The organism is Microbacterium sp. STRO-2N, assembly GCF_057747775.1.
In genome coordinates, this window is sequence record NZ_CM173223.1 from 269437 (window position 1) to 291148 (window position 21712).

19 protein-coding genes are annotated in these 21712 nt (G+C 66.6%); 9 read left to right on the plus strand and 10 right to left on the minus strand.

What is annotated here, in order from left to right; translation table 11 throughout:
• Positions 1–135: 135 nt before the first annotated feature.
• Both AC3ANN_RS01095 and AC3ANN_RS01100 read left to right on the plus strand, forming a co-directional pair.
• Entirely contained in the window at positions 136–891 is a 756-nt protein-coding gene (locus tag AC3ANN_RS01095) for an SDR family oxidoreductase (RefSeq protein WP_488339171.1), read from the plus strand.
• A gap of 73 nt (positions 892–964) precedes the next feature.
• On the plus strand, positions 965–1153 hold the full coding sequence (locus AC3ANN_RS01100) for a hypothetical protein (protein WP_488339172.1): 189 nt from the start codon (positions 965–967) through the stop codon (positions 1151–1153).
• A 351-nt stretch (positions 1154–1504) separates the two neighbouring features.
• On the opposite strand, the gene AC3ANN_RS01105 is transcribed toward AC3ANN_RS01100, so the two are convergent.
• Complete coding sequence (locus tag AC3ANN_RS01105; protein WP_488339173.1) at positions 1505–1765, minus strand: hypothetical protein; 261 nt, start codon at positions 1763–1765, stop codon at positions 1505–1507.
• Positions 1766–2250: 485 nt separating this feature from the next.
• Between AC3ANN_RS01105 and AC3ANN_RS01110 the strand changes: the two genes are divergently transcribed.
• On the plus strand, positions 2251–4899 hold the full coding sequence (locus AC3ANN_RS01110) for an AMP-binding protein (protein WP_488339174.1): 2649 nt from the start codon (positions 2251–2253) through the stop codon (positions 4897–4899).
• Here AC3ANN_RS01110 and AC3ANN_RS01115 read toward each other — a convergent pair.
• The 3 genes from AC3ANN_RS01115 to AC3ANN_RS01125 form a co-directional block, all read right to left on the minus strand.
• On the minus strand, positions 4875–5942 hold the full coding sequence (locus AC3ANN_RS01115; protein WP_488339175.1) for an ABC transporter ATP-binding protein: 1068 nt from the start codon (positions 5940–5942) through the stop codon (positions 4875–4877). The two genes, AC3ANN_RS01110 and AC3ANN_RS01115, sit on opposite strands and share 25 nt — an antisense overlap.
• Positions 5939–7408: an ABC transporter permease gene (locus tag AC3ANN_RS01120; protein ID WP_488339176.1), complete on the minus strand. Its 1470-nt coding sequence runs from the start codon at positions 7406–7408 to the stop codon at positions 5939–5941. Before AC3ANN_RS01120 ends, AC3ANN_RS01115 begins: the two co-directional genes overlap by 4 nt.
• 110 nt (positions 7409–7518) lie before the next feature.
• A complete protein-coding gene (locus AC3ANN_RS01125) occupies positions 7519–8547 on the minus strand; it encodes an iron ABC transporter substrate-binding protein (RefSeq protein WP_488339177.1) in 1029 nt (342 codons plus the stop codon).
• A gap of 556 nt (positions 8548–9103) precedes the next feature.
• Between AC3ANN_RS01125 and AC3ANN_RS01130 the strand changes: the two genes are divergently transcribed.
• The 3 genes from AC3ANN_RS01130 (at position 9104) to AC3ANN_RS01140 (ending at position 10539) form a co-directional block, all read left to right on the plus strand.
• On the plus strand, positions 9104–9439 hold the full coding sequence (locus AC3ANN_RS01130; RefSeq protein ID WP_488339178.1) for an arginase family protein: 336 nt from the start codon (positions 9104–9106) through the stop codon (positions 9437–9439).
• Positions 9440–9636: 197 nt separating this feature from the next.
• The gene (locus tag AC3ANN_RS01135; RefSeq protein ID WP_488340885.1) at positions 9637–10047 is read left to right on the plus strand and encodes a MarR family winged helix-turn-helix transcriptional regulator; all 411 of its coding nucleotides are present in this window, start codon (positions 9637–9639) and stop codon (positions 10045–10047) included.
• A 9-nt stretch (positions 10048–10056) separates the two neighbouring features.
• Entirely contained in the window at positions 10057–10539 is a 483-nt protein-coding gene (locus AC3ANN_RS01140; RefSeq protein WP_488339179.1) for a glutathione peroxidase, read from the plus strand.
• Between the two features lie 516 nt (positions 10540–11055).
• Here AC3ANN_RS01140 and AC3ANN_RS01145 read toward each other — a convergent pair.
• The 3 genes from AC3ANN_RS01145 to AC3ANN_RS01155 form a co-directional block, all read right to left on the minus strand.
• Positions 11056–11952 carry an alpha/beta hydrolase fold domain-containing protein gene (locus tag AC3ANN_RS01145; RefSeq protein ID WP_488339180.1) on the minus strand — a complete coding sequence of 299 codons (897 nt, stop codon included), beginning with the start codon at positions 11950–11952 and terminating at the stop codon, positions 11056–11058.
• A gap of 85 nt (positions 11953–12037) precedes the next feature.
• Positions 12038–13204: an ABC transporter permease gene (locus tag AC3ANN_RS01150; RefSeq protein WP_488339181.1), complete on the minus strand. Its 1167-nt coding sequence runs from the start codon at positions 13202–13204 to the stop codon at positions 12038–12040.
• Complete coding sequence (locus tag AC3ANN_RS01155; protein WP_488339182.1) at positions 13201–14280, minus strand: ABC transporter permease; 1080 nt, start codon at positions 14278–14280, stop codon at positions 13201–13203. Before AC3ANN_RS01155 ends, AC3ANN_RS01150 begins: the two co-directional genes overlap by 4 nt.
• On the opposite strand from AC3ANN_RS01155, the gene AC3ANN_RS01160 reads away from it, so the two are divergent.
• Positions 14279–15031 carry a TetR/AcrR family transcriptional regulator gene (locus tag AC3ANN_RS01160; protein ID WP_488339183.1) on the plus strand — a complete coding sequence of 251 codons (753 nt, stop codon included), beginning with the start codon at positions 14279–14281 and terminating at the stop codon, positions 15029–15031. The two genes, AC3ANN_RS01155 and AC3ANN_RS01160, sit on opposite strands and share 2 nt — an antisense overlap.
• 435 nt (positions 15032–15466) lie before the next feature.
• Here AC3ANN_RS01160 and AC3ANN_RS01165 read toward each other — a convergent pair whose 3' ends face one another.
• The gene (locus tag AC3ANN_RS01165; RefSeq protein WP_488339184.1) at positions 15467–16885 is read right to left on the minus strand and encodes an aspartate aminotransferase family protein; all 1419 of its coding nucleotides are present in this window, start codon (positions 16883–16885) and stop codon (positions 15467–15469) included.
• 105 nt (positions 16886–16990) lie between these two features.
• Complete coding sequence (locus AC3ANN_RS01170) at positions 16991–17923, minus strand: LysR family transcriptional regulator (RefSeq protein ID WP_488339185.1); 933 nt, start codon at positions 17921–17923, stop codon at positions 16991–16993.
• A gap of 157 nt (positions 17924–18080) precedes the next feature.
• Here AC3ANN_RS01170 and AC3ANN_RS01175 point away from each other — a divergent pair, with 157 nt between their 5' ends.
• Together AC3ANN_RS01175 and AC3ANN_RS01180 are read left to right on the plus strand one after the other, a co-directional pair.
• Positions 18081–19574: an APC family permease gene (locus AC3ANN_RS01175; RefSeq protein WP_488339186.1), complete on the plus strand. Its 1494-nt coding sequence runs from the start codon at positions 18081–18083 to the stop codon at positions 19572–19574.
• A 37-nt stretch (positions 19575–19611) separates the two neighbouring features.
• Positions 19612–21066, plus strand: coding sequence for an aldehyde dehydrogenase family protein (locus AC3ANN_RS01180; protein WP_488339187.1), 1455 nt, complete (start codon positions 19612–19614; stop codon positions 21064–21066).
• A 182-nt stretch (positions 21067–21248) separates the two neighbouring features.
• Here AC3ANN_RS01180 and AC3ANN_RS01185 read toward each other — a convergent pair whose 3' ends face one another.
• Positions 21249–21608: a winged helix-turn-helix transcriptional regulator gene (locus tag AC3ANN_RS01185; protein WP_488340886.1), complete on the minus strand. Its 360-nt coding sequence runs from the start codon at positions 21606–21608 to the stop codon at positions 21249–21251.
• Positions 21609–21712: the final 104 nt, after the last annotated feature.

Here is a 21712-nt window from a genome sequence, read left to right on the forward strand (position 1 = left end):
GGCGGCTCGGCCCCCGCCGCCTCCGCACACCGAGCCCCGGCACCGGAATCGGCGGCGGCTTGTCACAGAGTCGCTGGTGAGCCTGTCACGTATTGAGGGCGCCACATCGGTGTCCGAAGACGGAAGGTACCCGAAATGGCAAGGATCGTAGTAGTCGGTGGCACCGGGCACGTGGGCTCGAGCGTCGTGGCGAAACTCATCGAGCATGGCCACGATGTTCTTGCAGCATCTCGCAGGACCGGTGTCGACACGATCACCGGCGAGGGGCTGGCGCAGGCCCTCGAAGGAGCCGATGTCGTCGTCGACACGACGCAGGCGCCCTCCTATGCTCCGGACGCGGTGATGGAGTTCTTCACCACCTCCACGGCGAATCAGCTCGCGGCGGAGAAGGCGGCGGGCGTGAAGCACCACGTCGCCCTGACCGTGGTGGGTACGAACCGGCCGCAGGACATCAGCTACTTCCACGGTAAGGCGGCGCAGGAGAAGCTGATCGAGGAGTCGGGAGTGCCTTACACGCTGGTGCACGCGACGCAGTTCTTCGAGTTCGCCCCGGCGATCGTCTTCACGTCCACCGACGGTGACGGCATCCGGGTCGCCGACGCCCTCATCCAGCCCGTCGCCTCTGACGAGGTCGCCACCGCCGTCGGACGCGCCGCCGCGGGCGAACCCGTCAACGGTTCGATCGAGGTCGCTGGGCCAGAGTCCTTCCCGATCGAGGACTTCATCCGTCGGACGTTCGCCGCGAGCGGTGATGAGCGCTCCGTCACCGCGAGCTCGGAAGCCCCGTACTTCGGGGCCAGGATCGAACGGGAGACGCTGCTGCCGCGCGAAGGCTACACGGCCGCATCGACCACACTCGACGAATGGCTTGCCGCACAGGGCGAGCGCTGAGAGAGGCGGGTGGGAAGATCCGCGATCGCGGATCTTCCCACCTGTCTCCGTCCCTCGAGAAGGAGAGATTCAGATGGAACGCCACCCCCAGCCCGACGATCTCACGGGATCGGTCGATGAGAGGCTGAAGAGCCTCGCGCTGCTCGCGACGGAGTCGCTGACAGCCGAGTGGCTTCGGCGACAGCTCGAGAACGCGCTCAGCGCCTGGTCCGTATGCGAGACGGAACTCGACATCGCCAAGGAAGCGCACACCGACTATTGACGCTCATCACCGAACCCGGAGGTCTTGGGTAGCGCCCCGATTCCGGAAATGAAGAAACCCCCGTGCGTAGAAGCCGCACGAGGGTCCCAGTGGCTCCGACCGGCATCGATCCGGTGACCTTTCGATTTTCAGTCACATTTCGCACGATCCGGCTCGATCCCGACTGATTAGAATCTCGCTAGATGTCGCGTCTTTTCGGCATTCGGCCCGGCTTCTCGATCGTTCTCAATCCGGGCGGTTCCATGCCATCCGTGGGCAAACCGTGGGCAGAGCACACCAGGCCGACACGCGGGTACAAAGTGCTCATGTGCCAGGACAGGTACGACGCGTCCTGCAGGTCGTCACGGGCCATTAGGCATCTGCGGGGCGGCCGACGTTGGACGTCATGCCGGCCAGCCATCCGGCGGCACGGGCGGAGTGGATCCAGTCCAGCGCTGCGGTGCCGTAGAGGATCTCGATGACTTCCCATCGTTCATCCTTCATGCCGCGTTTGACGACGGCTTGAGCCAGCCATGGCGCGATGATCCGGCCGTCGCCGGCGGTGAGGTCTACGATGGCGGTCCACTCGGCGTCCGGATCGTCGTCGAGCCGTAGTGCGATGCAGTGGGGCACGGCGGCTTGCAAGATCGCTTGCGGCGCGGCGTGCTTGAGCCGGTACTCGTTGAAGTCCTCAGCGATCGCACGGTTGACGATGGTGGTGATGAGGTACCGCCCCCGGTCCGCGCTGTAGCGCGCTCGATGGTGGTCTCCACGCCCGCGGTGTCGTCGATTGCGGTCGCGACGAAGCTGGGTGCGGTGCGCAATGCGGCTCCGAGAGGCTGGGTGGCGTGCTTGGCTGCGATTCTGAGTTCAGCAGAAAGAGTGGGAGATGTCGACAGCGACGAATCCTGCAGAACCGGTGCTCAGCAAGGAGCTCCTGACCCCGAACGACGTGGCCGCGCTCCTGGCAGCGGTCGACCGGAACTGCGGTCTCGCCGCGGCCACGTAGGCGGTCGTTGGCGCACCGAGCGCAGAGCAGTGGGGCCCACGCACTGGGTGAGGTTATGCTTGCCTTATCCCGTTGTCCGCGATCGTCGCGATCGAGCCCGGAGTCCCGCATGCCCCGTACCGCCGTCGACCGCGGTTTGTCTCTGCTCGGTGGCGCGCCGCACGACGTCGCGTTGATCAGCCGACATGGCGAGGTCACCTATGCCGGGCTCGATCGGAGGGTGCAGGACCGTGTCGACGAGCTCGGACTCGTGCGCCGTCTCGTGATGGTGTGTGCCGCGATCGAGGTCGAGCCAGTTGTGACCTACCTCGCGGCGCTGCGCGGCGGGCACCCGGTGCTGCTGGTCGCCCCCGGCGACGACGACGGGTCGCGGCGCCACCGGGACTCGCTGGTGGAGCGATTCGATCCCGATGTGATCGCGCTGGGCGCCGACGACGGCTACCGGCTGCTCGAGCGGCGCGAGGGGACGGCGCACGACCTCCACCCCGACCTGGCACTCCTCGCGAGCACGTCGGGCTCGACCGGCTCCCCGAAGCTGGTGCGTCTCTCCGCGGAGAACGTCCGGAGCAATGCAGCGGCCATCGCCGAGTATCTGCGGCTGGACGAACGGGACCGCGCGATCACGACTCTGCCGCCGCACTACTGCTACGGACTCTCGGTGATCAACAGCCACCTGCTCGCCGGGGCCGCGGTGGTCCTCGCGGACCTCTCGGTGACCGACGAGGCCTTCTGGGAGCAGGCCGCTCGACACCGCATCACGAGCTTCGCAGGCGTGCCCTACACGTTCGAGCTGCTCGAGGCGGCGAACTTCGCCGACCGCGAGCTGCCGAGCCTGCGGTACGTGACGCAGGCCGGCGGTCGCCTGGCCCCGGATGCCGTACGACGGTTCGCGGAACTCGGCCGCGCGCGCGGCTTCGACCTGTTCGTGATGTACGGCCAGACCGAGGCAACAGCGCGCATGGCTTACCTCCCGCCGGAGTTCGCGGCCACCGCGCCGGAGGCGATCGGCCGGCCGATCCCCGGAGGGCGTTTCGTGATCGACGCCGAACCCGGCGCGGATGCCGGCGAGCTGGTGTACCTCGGGCCGAACGTCATGATGGGGTACGCGGAAGACCCCGCTGACCTCGCGCTCGGACGAACCATGCACGAGCTGCGGACGGGCGACCTGGCGCGGCAGCGGCCCGACGGGCTGTATCAGATCGTCGGGCGTATGAGCCGGTTCGTGAAGGTGTTCGGCCTGCGGATCGACTTGGATCGGCTCCAGCAGCTCCTCGCCGACGAGGGGCTCGACACTCGCACGGCGAGCGAGGACGAGCGCCTGCTCGTCTTCGCCCGTTCGGATCGGCTGGCGACTCGCGCCCGCGCTCGCGCGTCGGCGCTCGCGGGCATCCCCGCGCACGTCGTGTCTTCGTACGCCGTCTCGGAGTTCCCGCGGACGGCGAGCGGCAAACCGGACACCGCGGCGCTCGTGCGGCACGCGCGCGCGGTCGACCAACAGGCGGTGAACCGCGAGCGCGGGACCGGCCCGGTCGATGCCGAGACCATCCGGACGCTCTACGCCGCGGTGCTCGACCGCCCGGATGCCGGCATCGAAGACTCGTTCGCCGGCATGGGCGGCGACTCGCTCAGCTACGTCGAGGCCTCCTTGCGGCTCGAAGCCCTGCTCGGGCGGCTCCCGCGCGACTGGCCCGAGCTCTCGGCACGCGAGCTGGCGGCCGCGGCCCAGGACGCCCCCGACCGCGGCGCCACGCCGGCCCCTGCCGGCACGGCGACCACGATCGGCGCTCCGCACTCCGCGCCGGCGACGGCCGAGGCATCCAGACGCCCCCGTCTTCGGCGAATGATGCAGAGCGTCGAGACGCCCGCGGTGCTGCGCGCGATCGCGATCGTGCTCATCGTCGGGACGCATGCCGATGTGTTCTCGATCCAGGGCGGCGCGCACCTGCTCCTCGTGGTCGCCGGCTACAACCTCGCACGCTTCCAGCTCGCGGGCGGTCGCGGCGCCGCGCGCAGCCGGCGGCTTCTGCGCAGCGCGGCGCACCTCGCCGTTCCGGCGATCGTGTGGATCGGGGCGGTCGCCGCCGTCACCGGGATGTACGCTCCGACGACAGCCCTGCTGGTGAACAACCTCGCGCCCGGCGACGGCCGATTCACCCCGCAATGGCAGTTCTGGTTCCTCGAGGCCGCGCTGTACGCTCTGCTGCTGCTTGCGGGCCTCTTCGCGATCCGCGCGGTGGATCGGCTCGAGCGGCGAGCTCCGTTCGGGTTCGCGCTGGGCCTCGTGGCGTTGGGCCTCACCGCTCGTGTGCTGGTCGCCGGAGTCCAGGCAGACGGGCTCGAGAAGTACACGGCCTTCGTCGTGATGTGGCTGGTCGCCCTCGGCTGGGCGATCGCCCGCGCGCGCACGACGGGGCAGCGGCTCGTCGTCGCGACCATCGCCTTCGCGGCGACGTTCGGCTTCCTCGGCGACCTCGGTCGCGAGGCGATCGTGGTCGCCGGAACCCTGCTGCTGCTGTGGCTGCCGGCACTACCGCTGCCCCGGCTCATCGCGCCCGTCGTGGGCGTGCTCGCGGGGTCGTCGATGCTCGTGTACCTCACGCACTGGCAGGTGTACCCGCCCTTCGAGCAGTCGTCGCCGTTGCTCGGGCTCGTGCTGTCGTTCGTCGTGGGGTTCGCCGCTTGGAAGATCTACGGCGCCGCGACCCACGCTCTCTCGCGCGTGCGCCTCCGGCGTCAGTCCGAGCGCACCGCGGGGTAGAGCACGACCCCGCCGTCGACCCGGACGTCGGCCCGTGCGCAGGGTGCGAGGAGGCTCGCCTCGTGGGCAGCGACCCGATGCCGCAGCTCGGCCCGGAAGTCCGCGTGCTCCAGCGCGAGCCGCACGTCGGCGCCGGCCCCGATGGCACGCAGCTGCAGCACGCAGGCGGTTCCGGCATCCGTCGGCGTGATCGTGAGCTGGGCGGGCCTCACCATCGCGCGCACGCGCTCGGCGCCGCGGGCGAGATCGTGCCGGACCGGCAGGGTGCCGAGAGCGCTCACGGCTCGGTCTGCGGTCCGCACCGCGTCGACGACCACCACGTCGCCGAGGAACGCGGCCACACCCTCGTCGACCGGCGCGTCGAAGACATCGGCGGGCGGACCCGACTGCACCAGCCGCCGGTCGGCGAGCACGCCGACCTGTGCGCCGAACGACAGCGCCTCCTCCTGATCGTGGGTGACGAGGACCGCCGTGACGCCTGCCGTCTCGAGGATCTCGACGACCGACTCGCGTGTGTGGGCGCGCAGCCCGGTGTCGAGCGCGCTGAAGGGCTCGTCGAGAAGGATCACGCGCGGACTCGGCGCGAGCGCGCGAGCCAGCGCGACGCGCTGCTGCTGGCCGCCGGACAGCTCATGCGGCATGCGCTCCGCGAGGGCGGGGGCCAGCGCCGTGAGCTCCATCAGCTCGCGGACGCGCTCGCGTGCGGCGTCCCCACGGCCACGGGGCCCGCGCGTGGTGCCGAACGCGATGTTGCGCGCGACCGACAGGTGCGGGAAGAGCGCGCCGTCCTGCGGGACGTAGCCGAGGCCGCGACGATGCGTCGGGACGTGGACCCCCGGCCCCGACAGCACGCGTCCGTCGAGCTCGATCGTCCCGCCGTCGGGGCGCTCGAATCCCATGAGCAGGCGCAGCAGCGTGCTCTTGCCGCTGCCGGACTCGCCCACGAGGGCGAGTCTGTCGCCTGAGGGAAGCTCGATGTCGACATCCGTCAGCACCGTCTCGGTGCCGAAGGACTTCGAGACGGCGGTCATCCGCAGGGTCATCGCGTGCTCCGTCCGGTGGCGTGGGCGAACATGAGGGCGACCGCCGGCGCCGACAGCAGCACGAGCGCGAGGGCCGACGGCGCGGCGGCGGAGTAGTCGAGAGCGGATGCCGCCGACCAGAACTCCGTCGCGATCGTACGGGTGCCCGTCGGCGCGAGCAGCAGCGTCGCGGTGAGCTCGTTCGCCGCGCCGAGTCCGACCAGAGCTGCCGCCGCGGCGAGCGACGGGATCATGAGCGGCATCGTCACGACGAGCCGTGCGATCGCCGGGGAGCGGCCGAGCGAGCGCGCAGCCTCCTCGAGGGACTCCGGGATCTGGGCGAGGCCCGCGCGGACGGTCACCAGCGCGCGCGGCAGGAAGAGGATCACGTACGCCGCGACGACCGTCGCGAGCGTCTGGTACATCGCGGGGACGATCCGCAGCGAGACCACCACGAGGGCGAGTGCCACGATGATCGCCGGGAGGCTGCCGGCCAGATATGCACCGGACTCGAGCACGCGCGCCCAGCGACCGGGATACCGCACCGCGAGCCACGAGATCGGCAATGCCACGACGATCGCGCACATGGCGCCCGCCACCGCGAGCGCGATCGTCTGCGTCGTCGCGGGCCCGAGCGACGCGTAGTCCGCCGCGTCGGCCGCCGTCAGCCAGCGAGCGACGGTCGCGAGCGGCACGACGAGGGCGGCGGTGAGGAGCACCGCCAGGGCGGCGAGCACGAGCGGCGTCCACCCGCCCAGCGCGAGCCGGGTCGCGGGATGGGCGCTGCCGCCGCCGACGCGCGCGTACGAGAGGCGCCCCCGGGCCGCCGCCTCGGACGCGAGGAGCACGACCGTGAGGAGAGTGAGGACGATGCCGAGGCCCGCGGCATTCGGGCCGGCGAAGGTCGATTGATACGCGACCACGATCGCGGTCGTGAACGTGTCGAAGCGGAGGAACGCGAACGCGCCGTACTCGGCGAGCAGATGCAGGCCCACCACGAGCGCACCGCCGAGGACCGCCAGTCGTAGTTGCGGCACGACGACGCGGAAGAAGACGCCCCACGAGCCCATCCCGAGCGATCGTGCGGTCTCTTCGAGCGCGGGGTCGAGGCCGCGCAGCGCCGCCAGCACGGGCAGATAGACCAGCGGGTAGTACGCGAGCGTCGCGACCAGGACGCCGCCCCACAGGCCGCTGATGGAGGGGATCGCGCTCGCCCAGCCGTAGCTGGCGACGAACGCGGGAATCGCCAGCGGAGCGGCAAGAGCCACCGCGAAGAGGCGTCGCCCGGGAAGGCTCGTGCGCTCGACGAGCCACGCACCGCCCACCGCGAGCACGATCGTGCAGGGAAGACTGAGGACGACGAGCAGCACCGTGTCGGCCAGCAGGCGCCCGATGTAGGGGCGCACCAGGATCTCGGCGAGCTGCTCCGGCCCGAGTGCGATCGCGGACTGCGCGACGTACCAGACCGGAACGAGGCATCCGAGCACCAGCGCCGCAACGAGGGCGAGCAGCCCCGCAGGCGCGCGTCGACCGCGCGCGGACGGGCGCGCGGTCGACGCGGGAGCGGCGGCGCTCGGAGTCGCCTCGATGAGAGCGGTCAGAGCAGCCCGGCCTCGGTCATCAGCTCGATCACCGTCGGCCCGTTGAGTGTCGATGGGTCGATGACGGGCGCGTCGAGCGAGTCGAGCGCGGGAAGCGCGGGGTTGGCGGGGATGCCCGTCGCGACCGGGTACTCGAAGCTGTACCCCTCGCCGAGGATGCGCTGCCCCTCCTCGCCGACGAGGAACGCGAGGAACTCCTGGGCCTCCTCGGGGTGCGGGGCGCTCGCGAGCACGCCTGCGCCGGACACGCTCACGAACGCCCCCGGGTCAGCGTTGCCGAAGTACTTTGGCGCGGTGTTCCCGCTGTTTTCCTTCGTGGCGTCCTGGTCGCGGTACCAGTAGTAGTGGTAGATGATGCCCATCGGCACCTCGCCCGCGTTGACCGCCTTCATGGTGACGATGTTGTTTCGGTAGACGGTGGCGTTCTCGGCCATCCCCTCGAGCCAGTCCCGCGTGCCGTCCTCACCCTGCGTCGCGAGCACCGCGCTCACGATCGCCTGGAAGTCCGCCCCGCCGGGCGCGGCGCCCCACTTGCCCTTGTACTCGGGCGATGCGAGGTCGAGGAGGGATGCGGGCAGCTCGTCCTCCGAGACGAGGTCGGGGTTGTAGACCAGCACCGTGGACCGTGCGGCGATGCCCGTCCACGCACCCGAGGCCGGGCGCCGCTCGGCCGGCACCGCCTCGAGCGTGGCGTCGTCGACCGGGGCGAACAGGCCTGCCTGCTCCACGAGGGACATCGCGGGGGAGTTCTCGGTGAGGAACACGTCGGCCTTCGATGCCTCGCCCTCTAGTACGAGCTGGTTGGCGAGCTCGCTGTCGCCGCCGTGGCGCAGTACCACCTCGATGCCGGTCTCCTCCGTGAACGCCGCGGCCCACTCTTCGCCCAGCTGCTCGTGCTGTGCGTTGTATACGACGAGAGCGTCGGGGTCGGCGGGCGCACCCGCGCCGGAGGAGGCGGCGCAGCCGGTGGCGAGGGCTCCTGCGGCGAGGAGGGCGACGGCGGCGGCACGTGGGCGTGTGGGCATAGCGAAACCCTTCGATATCCATGAGGGAGGTAAGGCTATGCTAACCGGCCAATGCGCGTGGCCGGTCTCCATTTCCCCGCCGCTCCCGAACTCGAGCCGCAGCACGCGAGCGCTGAAGTGGCACATGGTGTCGGAGCAGTCATGCAGAGGGCGCGACGCCGCTCCGATGGACGAGACAACATCCACGACGGACTGATCGGCAGCAAGTTGCTCCGAGACCGCGAAAGTCCGCGAGCGACCGGACCCGGAGCGCGGGGCGGGTGAATGCCGAATCGAGCTTCTCTCCACGCGCGGGCAAGGTTGCGCCGGAGCACACGCCCGAAGGCTGCAGGTCAGCGGCCCCGGACTGTGGCGAATGCTCCGCCTCCCTTGTCTCGTCGACGAGACAACTCTCGTCGTCGCAAGACGTTCCGCTGAGCGTCTCCTAGCCATGGTCTGGATCTGCAAGCGCTCGGCCGCGTAGTCGATCTCCGCGTACTACACCGGGAACATCTCGGGTCGGAATCCGGACGCATCGCGGACGCACGGGGCGGCTCTCCTGCGTCCTTGATCGTACTTGGGTACACCTGGTGTCGGGCATCCTTCCCAGCGGCACCTGGCCCAGGTGTTCGACCGCGCTGGTGCAGCGGGTGGACCAGTCCACGTCGACGTGGACGTCGGCGTTTGCGCCGGTCTGTGGTGGCCGCGTGTCCCGCTTCGGTCCCGCGGGGGTTTTACAGCAGCGAAGCTTCGGCATGCCGTCAGATGGCTCACCGCCTCACGGGGGCACGGCCTCGACCTCGCCGAGATCGATCCCACGGCCGATGCGGACGATCAAAGAGTGGGGCGCCTGGCGGCCTGCCTCGTCCTCGGGATGGCTGCCGGCGTTGCACTGCGCAGACTTCCCGGATAACTCCGAGGCAAAGGGACGGCCCACGCTCGAGGTGTGCCCGCGCGTGTCCGGGCGCACCCACCGTACGCACGGGCGGTTGGCGGAGGGCGGTGAGCCAATTAACTTGTGCACAAGAATTTGGGGTGCGTAATATATGGAAGGTGTCGGCTACGCCATCTCCTCTCGATCGCTCCGTCTGCTTCGCCCTCTATGCGACGATGCATGCCACGCTAGGGCTCTATCGAGATCTCCTTGCCCCGTGGGGGATCACCTACCAGCAGGCATTGGTTCTCGCCCTCCTCTGGGATAGAGAACCGTGCAGCCCGGGAGAACTAGCGGACCATCTCGCGCTTGATGCGAGCAGCGTCACCGGTCTCCTCAACCGCATGGAACGCGCGGGCCTTCTGACTCGGACATTGGACCCTCGGGATCGGCGGCGATTCCTCGTGCGCTCGACCGAACTGAGCCGTGATCTGCGCGCACAACTCGGATGGGTTGAGGACTGCGTCGCGGAGGCGATCTCGTTTGACAGCACGCAAACCGCAACACTGTTGCGGGAACTTGGCCGACTGCGGGAGAACATCTCGACTTACCCTCACCACCGGACCCCGGTCACAACAGAGAGCTGAGACGTAATCATGAACATCGCCGCAATCGAACTGACAATGCTTGACGGAACGACGAAGACATTTGGAGAGGTGTCGGCAGGCAGGGTCGCACTGGTCGTGAACGTCGCTTCGCGCTGCGGTCTGGCTCCGCAATACGAGCAGTTGGAACTCCTGCAGAAAGGCTATGCCGACCGCGGCTTCACCGTATTGGGTGTGCCCAGTAACCAGTTCCTGCAAGAGCTCGGCTCCGCGGACGCGATCGCCGAGTACTGCTCAACGACGTGGGGCGTCACGTTCCCCATGACGGCGAAAGCTAACGTCAATGGGCGCAATGCACACCCCTTGTACAAAGTGCTGAGGACAACTCCGGACGACAATGGGAAGGCCGGTCGGGTGACGTGGAACTTCGAGAAGTTCCTCGTCCATCCGGACGGGCGTGTGCGACGTTTCCGTCCGCCCGTCACGCCGGACGCGCCTGAGGTGATCGCACAGATCGAAGAGTGGGTCTCGTAACCCACGCCGAGTTCGGCCTCGATCTAACCCGATGGGCTCAGGGGTGGGTGGCGATCCTATGTTTGGGAGCGTTTGGTTTACCAGAAGGGCAGGGTGGCTGCCGCTGAGTGGGAGGGCGAGATTACCTTCTTTGCGACGCGGGTCGAGGAGCGAGCGCCTGACTCAGGCTCCTGTCTTGTCCGTGGAGAGGTTGTGGACGAGCATCGCGATGCTCGTATCGGTGAGTTCGGGTGCGGCGAGTAAATCGCTCTGAGGAGTCCGCCGAAAGATCTCAAGATCGATCCTTCGATGGGCGGTGGGGGTTCGGCAGGAGAGGTGGCCCTGAAGTCTGGTGCGGAGTGGGTCATTTAGTTGATCGCCCGATGTCCCCCGCGTGATCCTCGCCAGCGCGGTGCGGCCGAGGAGTCGTTGTTGCCAGATGAGACCGGGGTGGCAGGCAACCCTGACGCGCGCCACGTCGATCTGGGATACAACTAGGGTGGTGCCCTGTCTTCTGGGGCCGCGAACCGAGTGGGCTCAGAGGTTGGCTGCGATGAGCGGTGCGAGCAGGGAATAGCCCGTCTCGGCGAGCTCGCGATTCGTGAGCAGATTGTATCCGTGATCCGCTTTCGGGATGTCGACGTAGGAGATGAGTGAGCCGGCCGCGGCGAGCTTCTGGGCATAGGTCACGCCCTCGTCACGTAGGCGATCGTATTCGCAGGTTGCGACGATGGCGGGTGCGATCCCGGACAGATCGTCGGCGTTGGATCCCCACACAGGAGACGCAAGCCGGTGTTTTCGCTGCTCGGCGTCCGGGGTGTAGGCGGTCTCGAAGACATCGCGCATCCATCCGCGCAGGACCGTCTTTGCCAGCGGCGAAGGCTTCAGCCTAACGTCCGTGACGAGGTCGAGCGGCGCATAGTGCAGAACCTGCAGCGAGATATGTGAGCTTTGGGCGTCGAGCGCCATGCGTGCTGCGCCTGCTGCGAGATTACCACCCGCGCTCTGACCCCCAACGGCAACGCGGCTGTGGTTCCAAGGGCGGTCGACGCTTGCCGCCCACAGGGAGACGTCGTACGCCTGTTCGACGGGGATGGGGAAGCGCACGCGGGGCGCGGTGCTGTATTCGACATTCAGGACGTAGTTGCCTGTCGCCGCAGCGAGGTAGCGGCACCAGGGATCGTCCTGACGGCGACCGGGGACGACGAACCCGCCGCCGTGGAAGTTCACGTACACGCCCGGCGGGTTCTCGGATTCCGCGGTCGGTGCGTACAGCGTGCACGGCAGCTCTCCATGGCGGGTGGGGACCCGGACCTCTTGTGTGTTTCCAGGGATCTCGGGGAAGCCGAGCGGCCCCGAGGCGGGCCGTGGGCTGAAACTGCCCATGAACCGGGCGACAGTGTCAGCAACGAACGGGGTGGTAAGGAATGACATGGGTCTTCTCGTTCCGGTTGAGGGGTTGGGGTAGGGGTTGCAGCGCCCGGGATCTGGTTTCGTGAGTCGGGCGGAGGCCGGCGGCTCAGGGCTGAAGTGCGAGGACGTCCGTATGGTCTTTCGGGTCATCGTTGTCGGCCGGGGATTCGCGCGTGCGCTCGGTGTTGGGCGCCGCCTGGGGGGTCGGCGTGTTGTCGGTCGCGAGCGTGCTGTCGTCTGCTCGTGTGCGACGTCGAATCGCGCGGACGATGCCGATGATCACCACGCCGAGCACTGCAGCTGCCGTCCACACGAGGAGCTGACCGAGCCATTCGCCCGCTTGCGCACCATTGAAGTAGAGGAGGCTCCGCATGGCCTCGAAAGCGCCCGCGCCGATCCAGAATCCGTGCACTCCCTGCCAGAAGGAAGGCAGGAAACCCGCCGCCAGGGCGCCACCCGCGCTCGGCAAGTTGAACGCAGTGAGGAAGATGTTGCACGCCAAGGAGGCCAATGGGCCCAGCACCGCTATGAGCACGATCGCGAGGAGCGCGACGGTGAGTCCGTACAGCGTCGCGACGCCGAGCACACCCGAAATCGTGCCGAAATCGGCGCCGTAGTCCCCGATGAATATGCTCGACAACGCGAAGCACAGCACCGGCGCCACGATTGCGGCTGAGGCAGCGGTGATCAGCTGAGTGCGCAGACGAGCCCGTGGGTGCGCTTGGAAGAGCATCGTGATGGCCAAGTACGATCCCACCGTTGTCACTACGAAGAGGAAGAATAATCCGGTGCCGCTGCCGTCGCCCTCTCGGGTTGGAACGACATCCTCGACAGACGACTCACGCTGCATCGAGGAGGCGATCTGGGCACCGACCTGCTTGATGATCGACGTGCCGGAGACGCCTGCCGCGTTGGCGACGAGTGTCACCACCTTCTGGTCGTCGATGACGAATGCCGCGAAGATCTCACGATCCTTGATGGCTTGGCGAGCGTGGTCAGCGTCTCGATAGGAGGTGAAGACGAAGGCGTCGTCACCGGCACGGTCCTCGATGCTGTCTTCCACGGCTGACTGAGCGGTCGACGAGGCGACCATTCCGACCGGTAGCTCGTGCGGTGTCGGAGCGTGCAACGCGCTGACGTAGCAGAAGATGAAGACGGAGATGAAGATGACGGGTGCAGCGATCAGCGCGCCGATCGTGCGCTTCCGGTCCGGGTTCAACTGGGCGCTCGACGGCTCGGTGACCGCGTTGGTCTGTTTCATGAATTCGCTCATCGCGCAGTTCCTTCGGTTGCTCCTTGCATCTGCACCGGTGTCGCCTGGATCGGTGAGTCGGGTGTGGTGGAACCCCTGCGACGCGTCGATCGATCGACGGCGTTGAGCTCTCCGCGCATGCGCGCGTTGGACTTCGCCAAGGCCACGAGGGCGACGGCCGCAGGCATTGCCACCGCCCAGGACGCGAGTTGCAGGACCCACCGCGTCACGCCGTGGCCACCGAAATAGACGAGCGAGCGGAAGGACTCCATCGCCCCCGCCCCGAACGAGACGGAATGCACCCATTGCCAGAAGTCGGGAAGCAGTGGGTACGGCACGGGTCCGCCTGATCCGGGCACGTTCAAGAAGATGGCGAGGAAGAGGATGCCGATCAGCAGGGATCCGCCGAGGAACTCGTGCATCAAGATGGCGAGGGATCCGATCGTGAAGACATACAACGCGTCCACCGCGAGGAGGGCGGCGATCGCGCCGAACGAGGCGCCGTAGTCGCCGACGAACACAGATGACAGTCCGAAAACAAGCAGCGGGATCAGCACGCTTCCGATGCCGACAACTGCGAACATGCGGCTGGCTTTCGTCTTCGGTGCGGTCTCTGCAAGGACGATGACGAGCATGAACGCGCCTACGGTTGAATAGATGAATAGATAGAAGAGATTGCTGCCCATCGGATCCTCGGCGGCAAGGGGCGCGACGTCTTTCACCGTCAGCGGCACGCCGAGCTGCGATGCAACCTCCTCGCCGGTGGCTCGGACAACGGCGCCGGTGCTCGGCCCGTTGCCCGACCCCACAAAAGCGGTCAAGGATGCGGGCCCCTGGGCGGGATCGTCGTGCATCTCGACGAGCAACGCGCCGACAGAGTCTCTCGTCTTCACGTCATGCTTCGCACGCGAGGTGACGTCGCTTTGAACAACGTGGAACTCATCCGTGTCATCGAGAGAGTCGACGAGGTCGCTGACGACGGCGTTCGGCCCTACGACGGTGATCGTGACGTCGTTCGGGGCGGGCGCATGGAAGGCGCTGACGAAGGCCAGCGGGAATGCGATAACGAAGAGCAACGGCACGGCGAGACTCGCCATGATCCTTGCTCTGACCGATCTGGGGGTGGACAGCATTGCTTCTCCTGGAAAATTTGCCAACGCTGTTGACAGTATGCGTCATCATCGATTCGCTGTCAACAGTGTTGACAAATTCCGCGTGCGTCGCCACACTGGGTGCATGACACGACACCGGGTTGATCGCTCCGCCGAGCTAAAGACCCGTATCCGCGCGGTCGCCGAGGAACTGTTCTCCACAGCTGGATACTCGACCACCAGCATCCGGGACATCGCCGCCGCCGCGGGCGTGGACCCCTCAATCGTGATCCGACACTTCGGGTCTAAGGACTCGCTGTTCGTCGAGACCGTGCGCCTACGCACGAAAGACGGAAACGTGCTGCGCGGCCCGATAGAGTCGATCGGCCGAGGCGTGGTGCGGAAAATTCTCACCAATCCCGAGGAACTGGTGCGCAGCCGAGGGGCGTTCGCCGCGTTGCTCCGCGCCACCGACAGCGCAGATGTGCGCAGCCTGCTCCTGCACGAACTGAACACCAGTCTCGTCGCATCGCTCGAGGCGAGACTTCCCGGACCGGACGCGACTCTACGCGCGCACATCTTCTCGGCACAGCTCATCGGTCTCTTCACTGCCCTTTGGGTGATCGAGGATCCCGTACTGGTCAACGCGGATCCCGAAGACCTGGCGGTGGAGTACGGGCACTTGCTGCAGAGTGCGTTGACGGGACCGTTGCCTGTCGAGGGTGGAGCGTCCGCTGACGCTCCGCCGGCTGTGTAGGACGATCTGACCTCCACCAGCTAACGCTGCCAGAGGACTCGACTCCGTGGTGACGGACGGCGGCCATGACCCGCAGCTCCGGGCGAGAACGTCGCGCGACGACACTTCGCTCTCGGCCACGGCAGGGATGTGGTCCATGAACTGCCATCGGGGTCGAGGGTTCGTCGGCTATCGACTTGGTCCCAAAGGGACGCGGTTTGCGTTCGGCGCCACTGAGTGGGTGACCCCTGGCGGATTCGGTGGACTTCCCGCGGTCATCATGCAACCCGCTCGTTCGCGAACGCCCAGACATCGCGAGCGAGACCCCGTTTCGGTCCGTGTTGACCGCGGGCTCGACGCGACGTGAAGCACCGCGCAGGGTCGTGGGCCCCTCGGCCGAGTCTCGCGAGCGTGCCGTAGGGAGCATCCCGGGCCGTCATGAGAACGTCCGCAGACTCAGCTCTCGAGTTCTTCGATGATCGACTTCAGCGCCTCGATATAAGACGTAATGTCGGCGTCCGTCATCGGCAGTGATAGTGAGAACTCGCCGCGATGCACCGGAAAGAATCCGCGGCTCGCCAGTTCCAGAGAAATGACCTGCGTCATTTCGCCGTCGAGGTTCCGCCAGTAGTCCCTATGGGTCCGGATCGACAGGCCGGGCTTGTTCATGTACCCGTACGCCATGTGCGAGAATCCGCCGCCGTAGACGGTGAAGGGGCTGTTGCGCGCGCCGGCCCACTCATTGAGCTCGGTCATGATGCGAGCGGCGTAACCGTTGAGGCGCTCGAAAGCTGCTGCGTTGAGCGCTTCCATGCACGCGGCGCCTGCGACGAGCGCGAGGCGGTGCCCGTGGTGGGTGCCCGAGATCGTGACACGCCCGTCTTCGAGGACCTGCATCACCTCGGTCGAGCCGCCGACGGCTCCCAGCGGCATGCCGCCGCCGATGATCTTGCCCATAACGGTGAGGTCGGGGGTCACGTCATACACCCCCTGCAGGCCGTGGTAGCTCGCCCGCAGGCTGATCGTCTCATCGAAGATGAGGACGATGTCGAGCTCCTTCGTGAGTTTGCGGATGCCCTCAACGAACGTCCGGTCCAGGACGACGAGCCCGCCGGCGCCGGACTGCAGTTCCATGATTACGCAGGCGAGCTCGCCGGCGTGCGCGCGGAGCGTGCGCTCACACCCGGCGAGGTCGTTTTGTGTCAGGAGGATCGCGTTCTCGATGTCAGCTGCGGGGATTCCCCCACTGTCGGGGAGCGGGTGTGGCGCGTCGTCCGGACCGCTCAGCGCGGGGTTCGGGTGCGAAGAGATGTGAAGGAGGTCGCTGAACCCGTGGTAGCCGCCCTCGAACTTGGCAACCTTCGTCTTGCCCGTGTATGCGCGTGCCACGCGAACCGCGCTCATGCACGACTCGGTTGCAGAGCAGGAGAACTGGATCTTCTCCACGGATGGGATGCGATCGATGAGGATGCGCGCGAGGTCGGCCTCGGCGGGGCTTGGATTTCCGAACGAGAAGCCGGCAGGGATCGCCTCGATGAGCGCCGTGGTGACGGCGGGGTGATTGTGACCGAGTACGTTCACCGTGAAGTTGTTGTTGAGATCCAGAAGGCGGTGCCCATCGACAGTCTGGATGTACGCCCCCTCACCGCGTTCGGCGAACACAGCGTGCGGGCCGAAGTTGAAAGAATTGCGGCTGTACCCGCCAGGGATGAGCGCCTTGCCTTCCCGCGTGAGATTCATCGAGACGGCGAACTTCTCCGAGAATCGTTCTAGGCTCGATTCAAGCGTGAGGTTGGGCATGATTTCTCCATTGCGATGGGTCGCCCGGCGCGAAGGCTGCGGCAGCCGTTGCGCGCAGCGCGAACCGGTAAGCACGTCGTCCCATCGTCCGTTTGGCTCGTCTACGGGTCAACGACGGAATGGCGATCGCGCGATCGTCAACCGCGATTGCAAACCACGAAGCGGGCCAGGTTGGCCCGACTAGTCCTCGGCCTCAATGAGGCTCACAGCACCCGGCACGAGGGACAGGTGCGCCGTAACCACGTCACTTGCGACAGCCCGGAATCGCTGGACCAGGGCGTCACGACCAGCAGACGATGCAGAAACTATCGCCAGGCTGGTCGGTTCCGCGTCGGTCAATGGCACGTATCGCACACCGGGGTGGGAGAACATCTCGGCCGCTGTCGATGGGAAAGTGTCTACTGCCCTGCGGTACGCAATTGCAGCCAAACTCTCTTGCACCGAGCGGACCTCGCCAGCGATACGGCCGCTTCCGCCTCGCTGCGCGTCGAAGGACCAGTACGAGCGCCACTCGGCGGGTGCGCCGTCGGCGGCTACGGCAAACGGACGGTCCAACAGGTCCTCCACGGAGAGCCCCGGAGCGTCGGCCAGTTCGTCTTCCGCCGGCACCGCGGCAACACGCGGCTCCGAAAACAACGGGTAGACATAAAGCCGCTCATCCGCGATCGGCAACCTAAGCAGCGCAACGTCGACATCGCCGTCCCGCACGGCAGCAAGCTGATTCACCATGGACAACTCGACGAACTGGATGTCGACACCCGGGGACTGGGCCCGAAAAGCGGACAGGATCAGGTGAGTCAACGGGCCAGCGCCTTCACCGAAAATGCCAACCCGAAGGCGCCGGTGTGGCCCCATCGCGACGTTGCGGGCCTGGCTGACCGCGTGACCGAGTGAACGCAGCGTTTGTTCGACGTCGGTGAGGAAAGCCGCCCCTGCCGGTGTGAGGGTTACGCGGTGGCTCGTGCGATCGAACAGTCGGAATCCGAGCTCCTTTTCGAGCGATGCGATCTGAGCGCTGATGACCGACTGGGTGACGAATTCCTTCTCCGCGGCCCGACCGAAGTGCAGCGTCTCGGCGACGCGCGCGAAGTATCGAAGCTGTCTGAGCTCCATCCGTCGCCTCCTGGACAGTGTCCATCGCCGCACGCGATCGAGCGATCGCGATTCTGGCATTGCCGCCAATTGCCGGTGATCCGACGATAGTACGACGCGCTTGCCCGAGCGCCCAGTGTGCTGGCCGCCGAGGCCGCCTCGATGAAGAGAGCCGATCATGACACACCCCGCTGCTCGAACTCCCGACACCGGAGAGCATCACGCGACAACACTCAAGCGCGGCTCTCTCGGCGTACCAGCGATCGTCTTCTTCGTCGTGGCGACTGCAGCACCGTTGGCCGCCGTGCTCGGTGCCGGCCCAGTCGTCTTCATCTTCTCGGGCGTCGGCGCACCGGCCATGTACGTGATTGCCGCCGTCGTCCTGCTTCTGTTCGGGATCGGCTTCGCGGCCATGAGCCGATTCGCGACGAGCGCGGGCGGCTTCGCCGCGTTCGCGAGCAAGGGGATGGGTCGATACGCGGGCTACCTGATGGCGGGCGTGGCTGTGCTCGCCTATGCGGGGATGCTGATCGGTCTCTTCGGTCAGTTCGCGGTTTTTGCGGCAGATCTGTTCTCCGCCTTCTTCGGGTGGGACGTTCCGTGGCAGGTGATCGCCTTCGCCGGCGTCGTGCTCGTCGGAGTCTTCGGTTACCTCGACATCCAGATCTCCGCCTCCGTGCTGGGAGTACTGATGATCCTCGAGGTACTGGTCCTCGTGATCTTCGACAGCGTGGTGATCGCCACTGGCGGGGCGGACGGCATCAACTTCGACGCATTCAGCCCCGCGAACTCATTCACGCCGGGCATGGGTGTTGGTCTGCTGTTCGCCTTTGCTTGCTTCGTTGGCTTCGAAGCCACGGTCATCTATGGCGAGGAAGCCAAACGGCCCAAGGTCACGATTCCGCGTGCGACGTACGCGTCGATTTTGGTGATCGGCGTGATCTACACCGTGACCATGTGGGCACTCGGCCTCGCATATGGCTCGGGCGAGGTGCAGGCGGCGGCGATGGAGGATCCAGTGGAGTTCGTCTTCGCGGCGAACACGGAGTTCGTCGGCGCGTGGTCGACCACTATCATGCGAATCCTCGTTGTCACGAGTCTCATCGCGGTTCTCCTGGCGTTCCACAACACGCTCAGCCGATACCTCTTCTCGCTCGGCCGGGCTCGGTTCCTTTCCGAGCGGCTGGGGCACACGCATCATCGCTACCACAGCCCGAGCGTTGCGAGCGTCGCTCTGTCGATCATCACGGCACTCGTGCTGCTGACCTTCGTCGTCCTGAACGCAGACCCGTTCACCACCATCTACCTCTGGCTCGTCGGCGTGGGCACGCTCGGCGTCCTGGTCCTGCAAGCCGCCGGCGCGGCCGCAGTCGTCGGCTACTTCGCGCGGAACGCGGGGTCCCGCACTAACGCGTGGACCAACTTCATCGCTCCCGCGCTCGGCGGCCTGGGTCTGCTTATCGCGATCGTGCTCGCAGTTGTTAACTTCCCTCTCCTCACGGGAGTTTCCGAGGGACCCGCGACTCTGCTGCCTTGGCTGCTGGTCATCGCGGCGCTCACCGGCCTCATCATCGGTATCGCGCGGTCGCGGAAGGGGCGGGTCGTCGATCTATCCACTGGTGTGATGACGGTTGTTGACCCGGCAGTTGAAGACAGCATCGCCGAGCGATGATGCCTCGACTCAAAGACCTCGAAAAGAAGGGAAGACGATGACGTTCTTCGAGCCGTCCACGTGGGACGGAAAGTTGTTCAGCGGAGGATGGCGCGGATCTGCGCAGTCCGCCCCCATTCGCGAGCCGGCCACGGGCGGCGAGATCGGACGCTACGGGGTCGCCTCCGTAAAAGATGTGAGTGCCGCCGCCGCGATCGCAGCCGAAGCTCAGCGCACCTGGGAGCTGGTGCCCGCGGACGAGAAGTCCGCGATCATGCGCCGCGCCGGGGACCTCTTCACTGAGCGGGCTTCCGCGCTGCAGGACTGGCTGATGCGCGAGGCGGGCTCAGGAGGCGGGAAGGCAGCCTTCGAAGCTGGGTTGGTCGCGTCCGAATTCTACGTCGCGGCAGCGACCGCGCAAATGCCTTACGGCCAACTTCTGCGAAGCAGCCGTCCACGACTGAGCATGGCACGCCGCCGACCCGTCGGCACCGTCGGCGTTATCTCTCCCTTCAACTTCCCGGGCATTCTTACTGCTCGCTCGGTCGCCCCAGCGCTGGCTCTCGGCAACGCCGTCCTCCTCAAGCCGGATCCGCGCACGAGCATCGCCGGAGGCCTCTTCTTCGCCGCGATCCTTGAAGAAGCAGGGTTGCCCGAAGGGCTGTTCCACGTCCTCCCTGGCGGCGCAGATGTCGGCGGCGCCCTGGTCGATGAGCCGTCGATACGGGTCATTTCGTTCACGGGCTCAACACAGGCCGGGCGGGTCGTCGGCGAGCGTGCTGGGCGCCTCCTAAAGCGCGCCCACCTCGAACTCGGTGGCAATAACGCGCTGGTCGTTCTTGATGATGTGGACGTCAATGCGGCCGCTTCGGCTGGTGCCTGGGGTTCGTTCTTGCACCAGGGACAGATCTGCATGACCACGGGGCGTCACCTTGTGCATGAGCGCGTGTACGACGAGTACGTGGAGCGTCTGGCTGGGAAGGCGAAGAACATCCCTTCCGGCAACCCGCTAGACGGTGCGCCGCTTGGACCGATCATCGACGCCAACCAGCTGGCCAAGGTCGACGGAATCGTACAGGACAGTGTCGCTGCTGGGGCTGTGCTCGTTGCCGGCGGTACCCACCGGGATCTCTTCTACGATGCGACGGTTCTTGCCAATGTGGCGCCTGATCATCGAGCATTCGCCGAAGAGATCTTCGGGCCCGTGGCGCCTGTGACGCGATTCTCGAGCATCGATGAGCTCATCCAGATCGCGACGTCTTCAGACTATGGACTCTCATTGGGAATCCTGTCGAACGATGCATACCGCGCGCTGGAGCTCAGCGAGCGCATTCCGTCGGGCATCGTGCACATCAATGATCAGACGGTGGATGACGAAGCAGTTGCACCGTTCGGCGGCGTGGGCGCTTCAGGTACGGGTGCCCGCTTCGGTGGCCACGAGGCGAACATCGAGGCGTTTACCGAGACCCAGTGGATCACGGTGCAGGCGGATATCGCTCGGTATCCCTTCTGACTAATCACCCTTACCGTGGAGGCCCGTGGCGCATGCCCTACGGGCCTCCACTTCGGTGTGAAAATCGGGAACTGGCCAATGTTGCGAGGGCAACGTTCTCGCCGAACGGCGCACCCTCGCGTCGAAACAGGCGCCACTTGACGACCGTGATCGGCGGAGACTTCCCGGGCTCCCGCGCGCGGCTATTGAGGGCGGTCGTAGTCGTCCCTGGCCCTGAGGATGTCGGTCATGTGCTCTTTCGCCCATGTCTCGAGCGCCTGCAGCGGGTCCTGCAGCGAGCGGCCGGCTTGTGTCAGTTCGTAGTCCACGCGCGGAGGGATCTGTGCCGTCACGGTGCGCGAGACGAGACCGTCGCGTTCGAGTCCGCGCAGAGTCTGGGTCAGCATCTTCTGCGAGATACCGTCGATGCGCTCCCGCAGTTCGCCGTAACGCAGCGGGCCGGCGCTCAGGGAGCCGACGACGAGGACAGTCCACCGATCCCCGATGCGATCGAGCACTCGTCTCGTGGGGCAGTTGCGGTCATATGGGTCCCACTTCGGCATCGACACACCAAACTCCTCGTTACGCACCGGAAAGTGCCTACTTCCCCTACGGAATGTGACTCTCCTATCGTAAGTTAGCCCGACTGTACACCCGACCTGAAGGA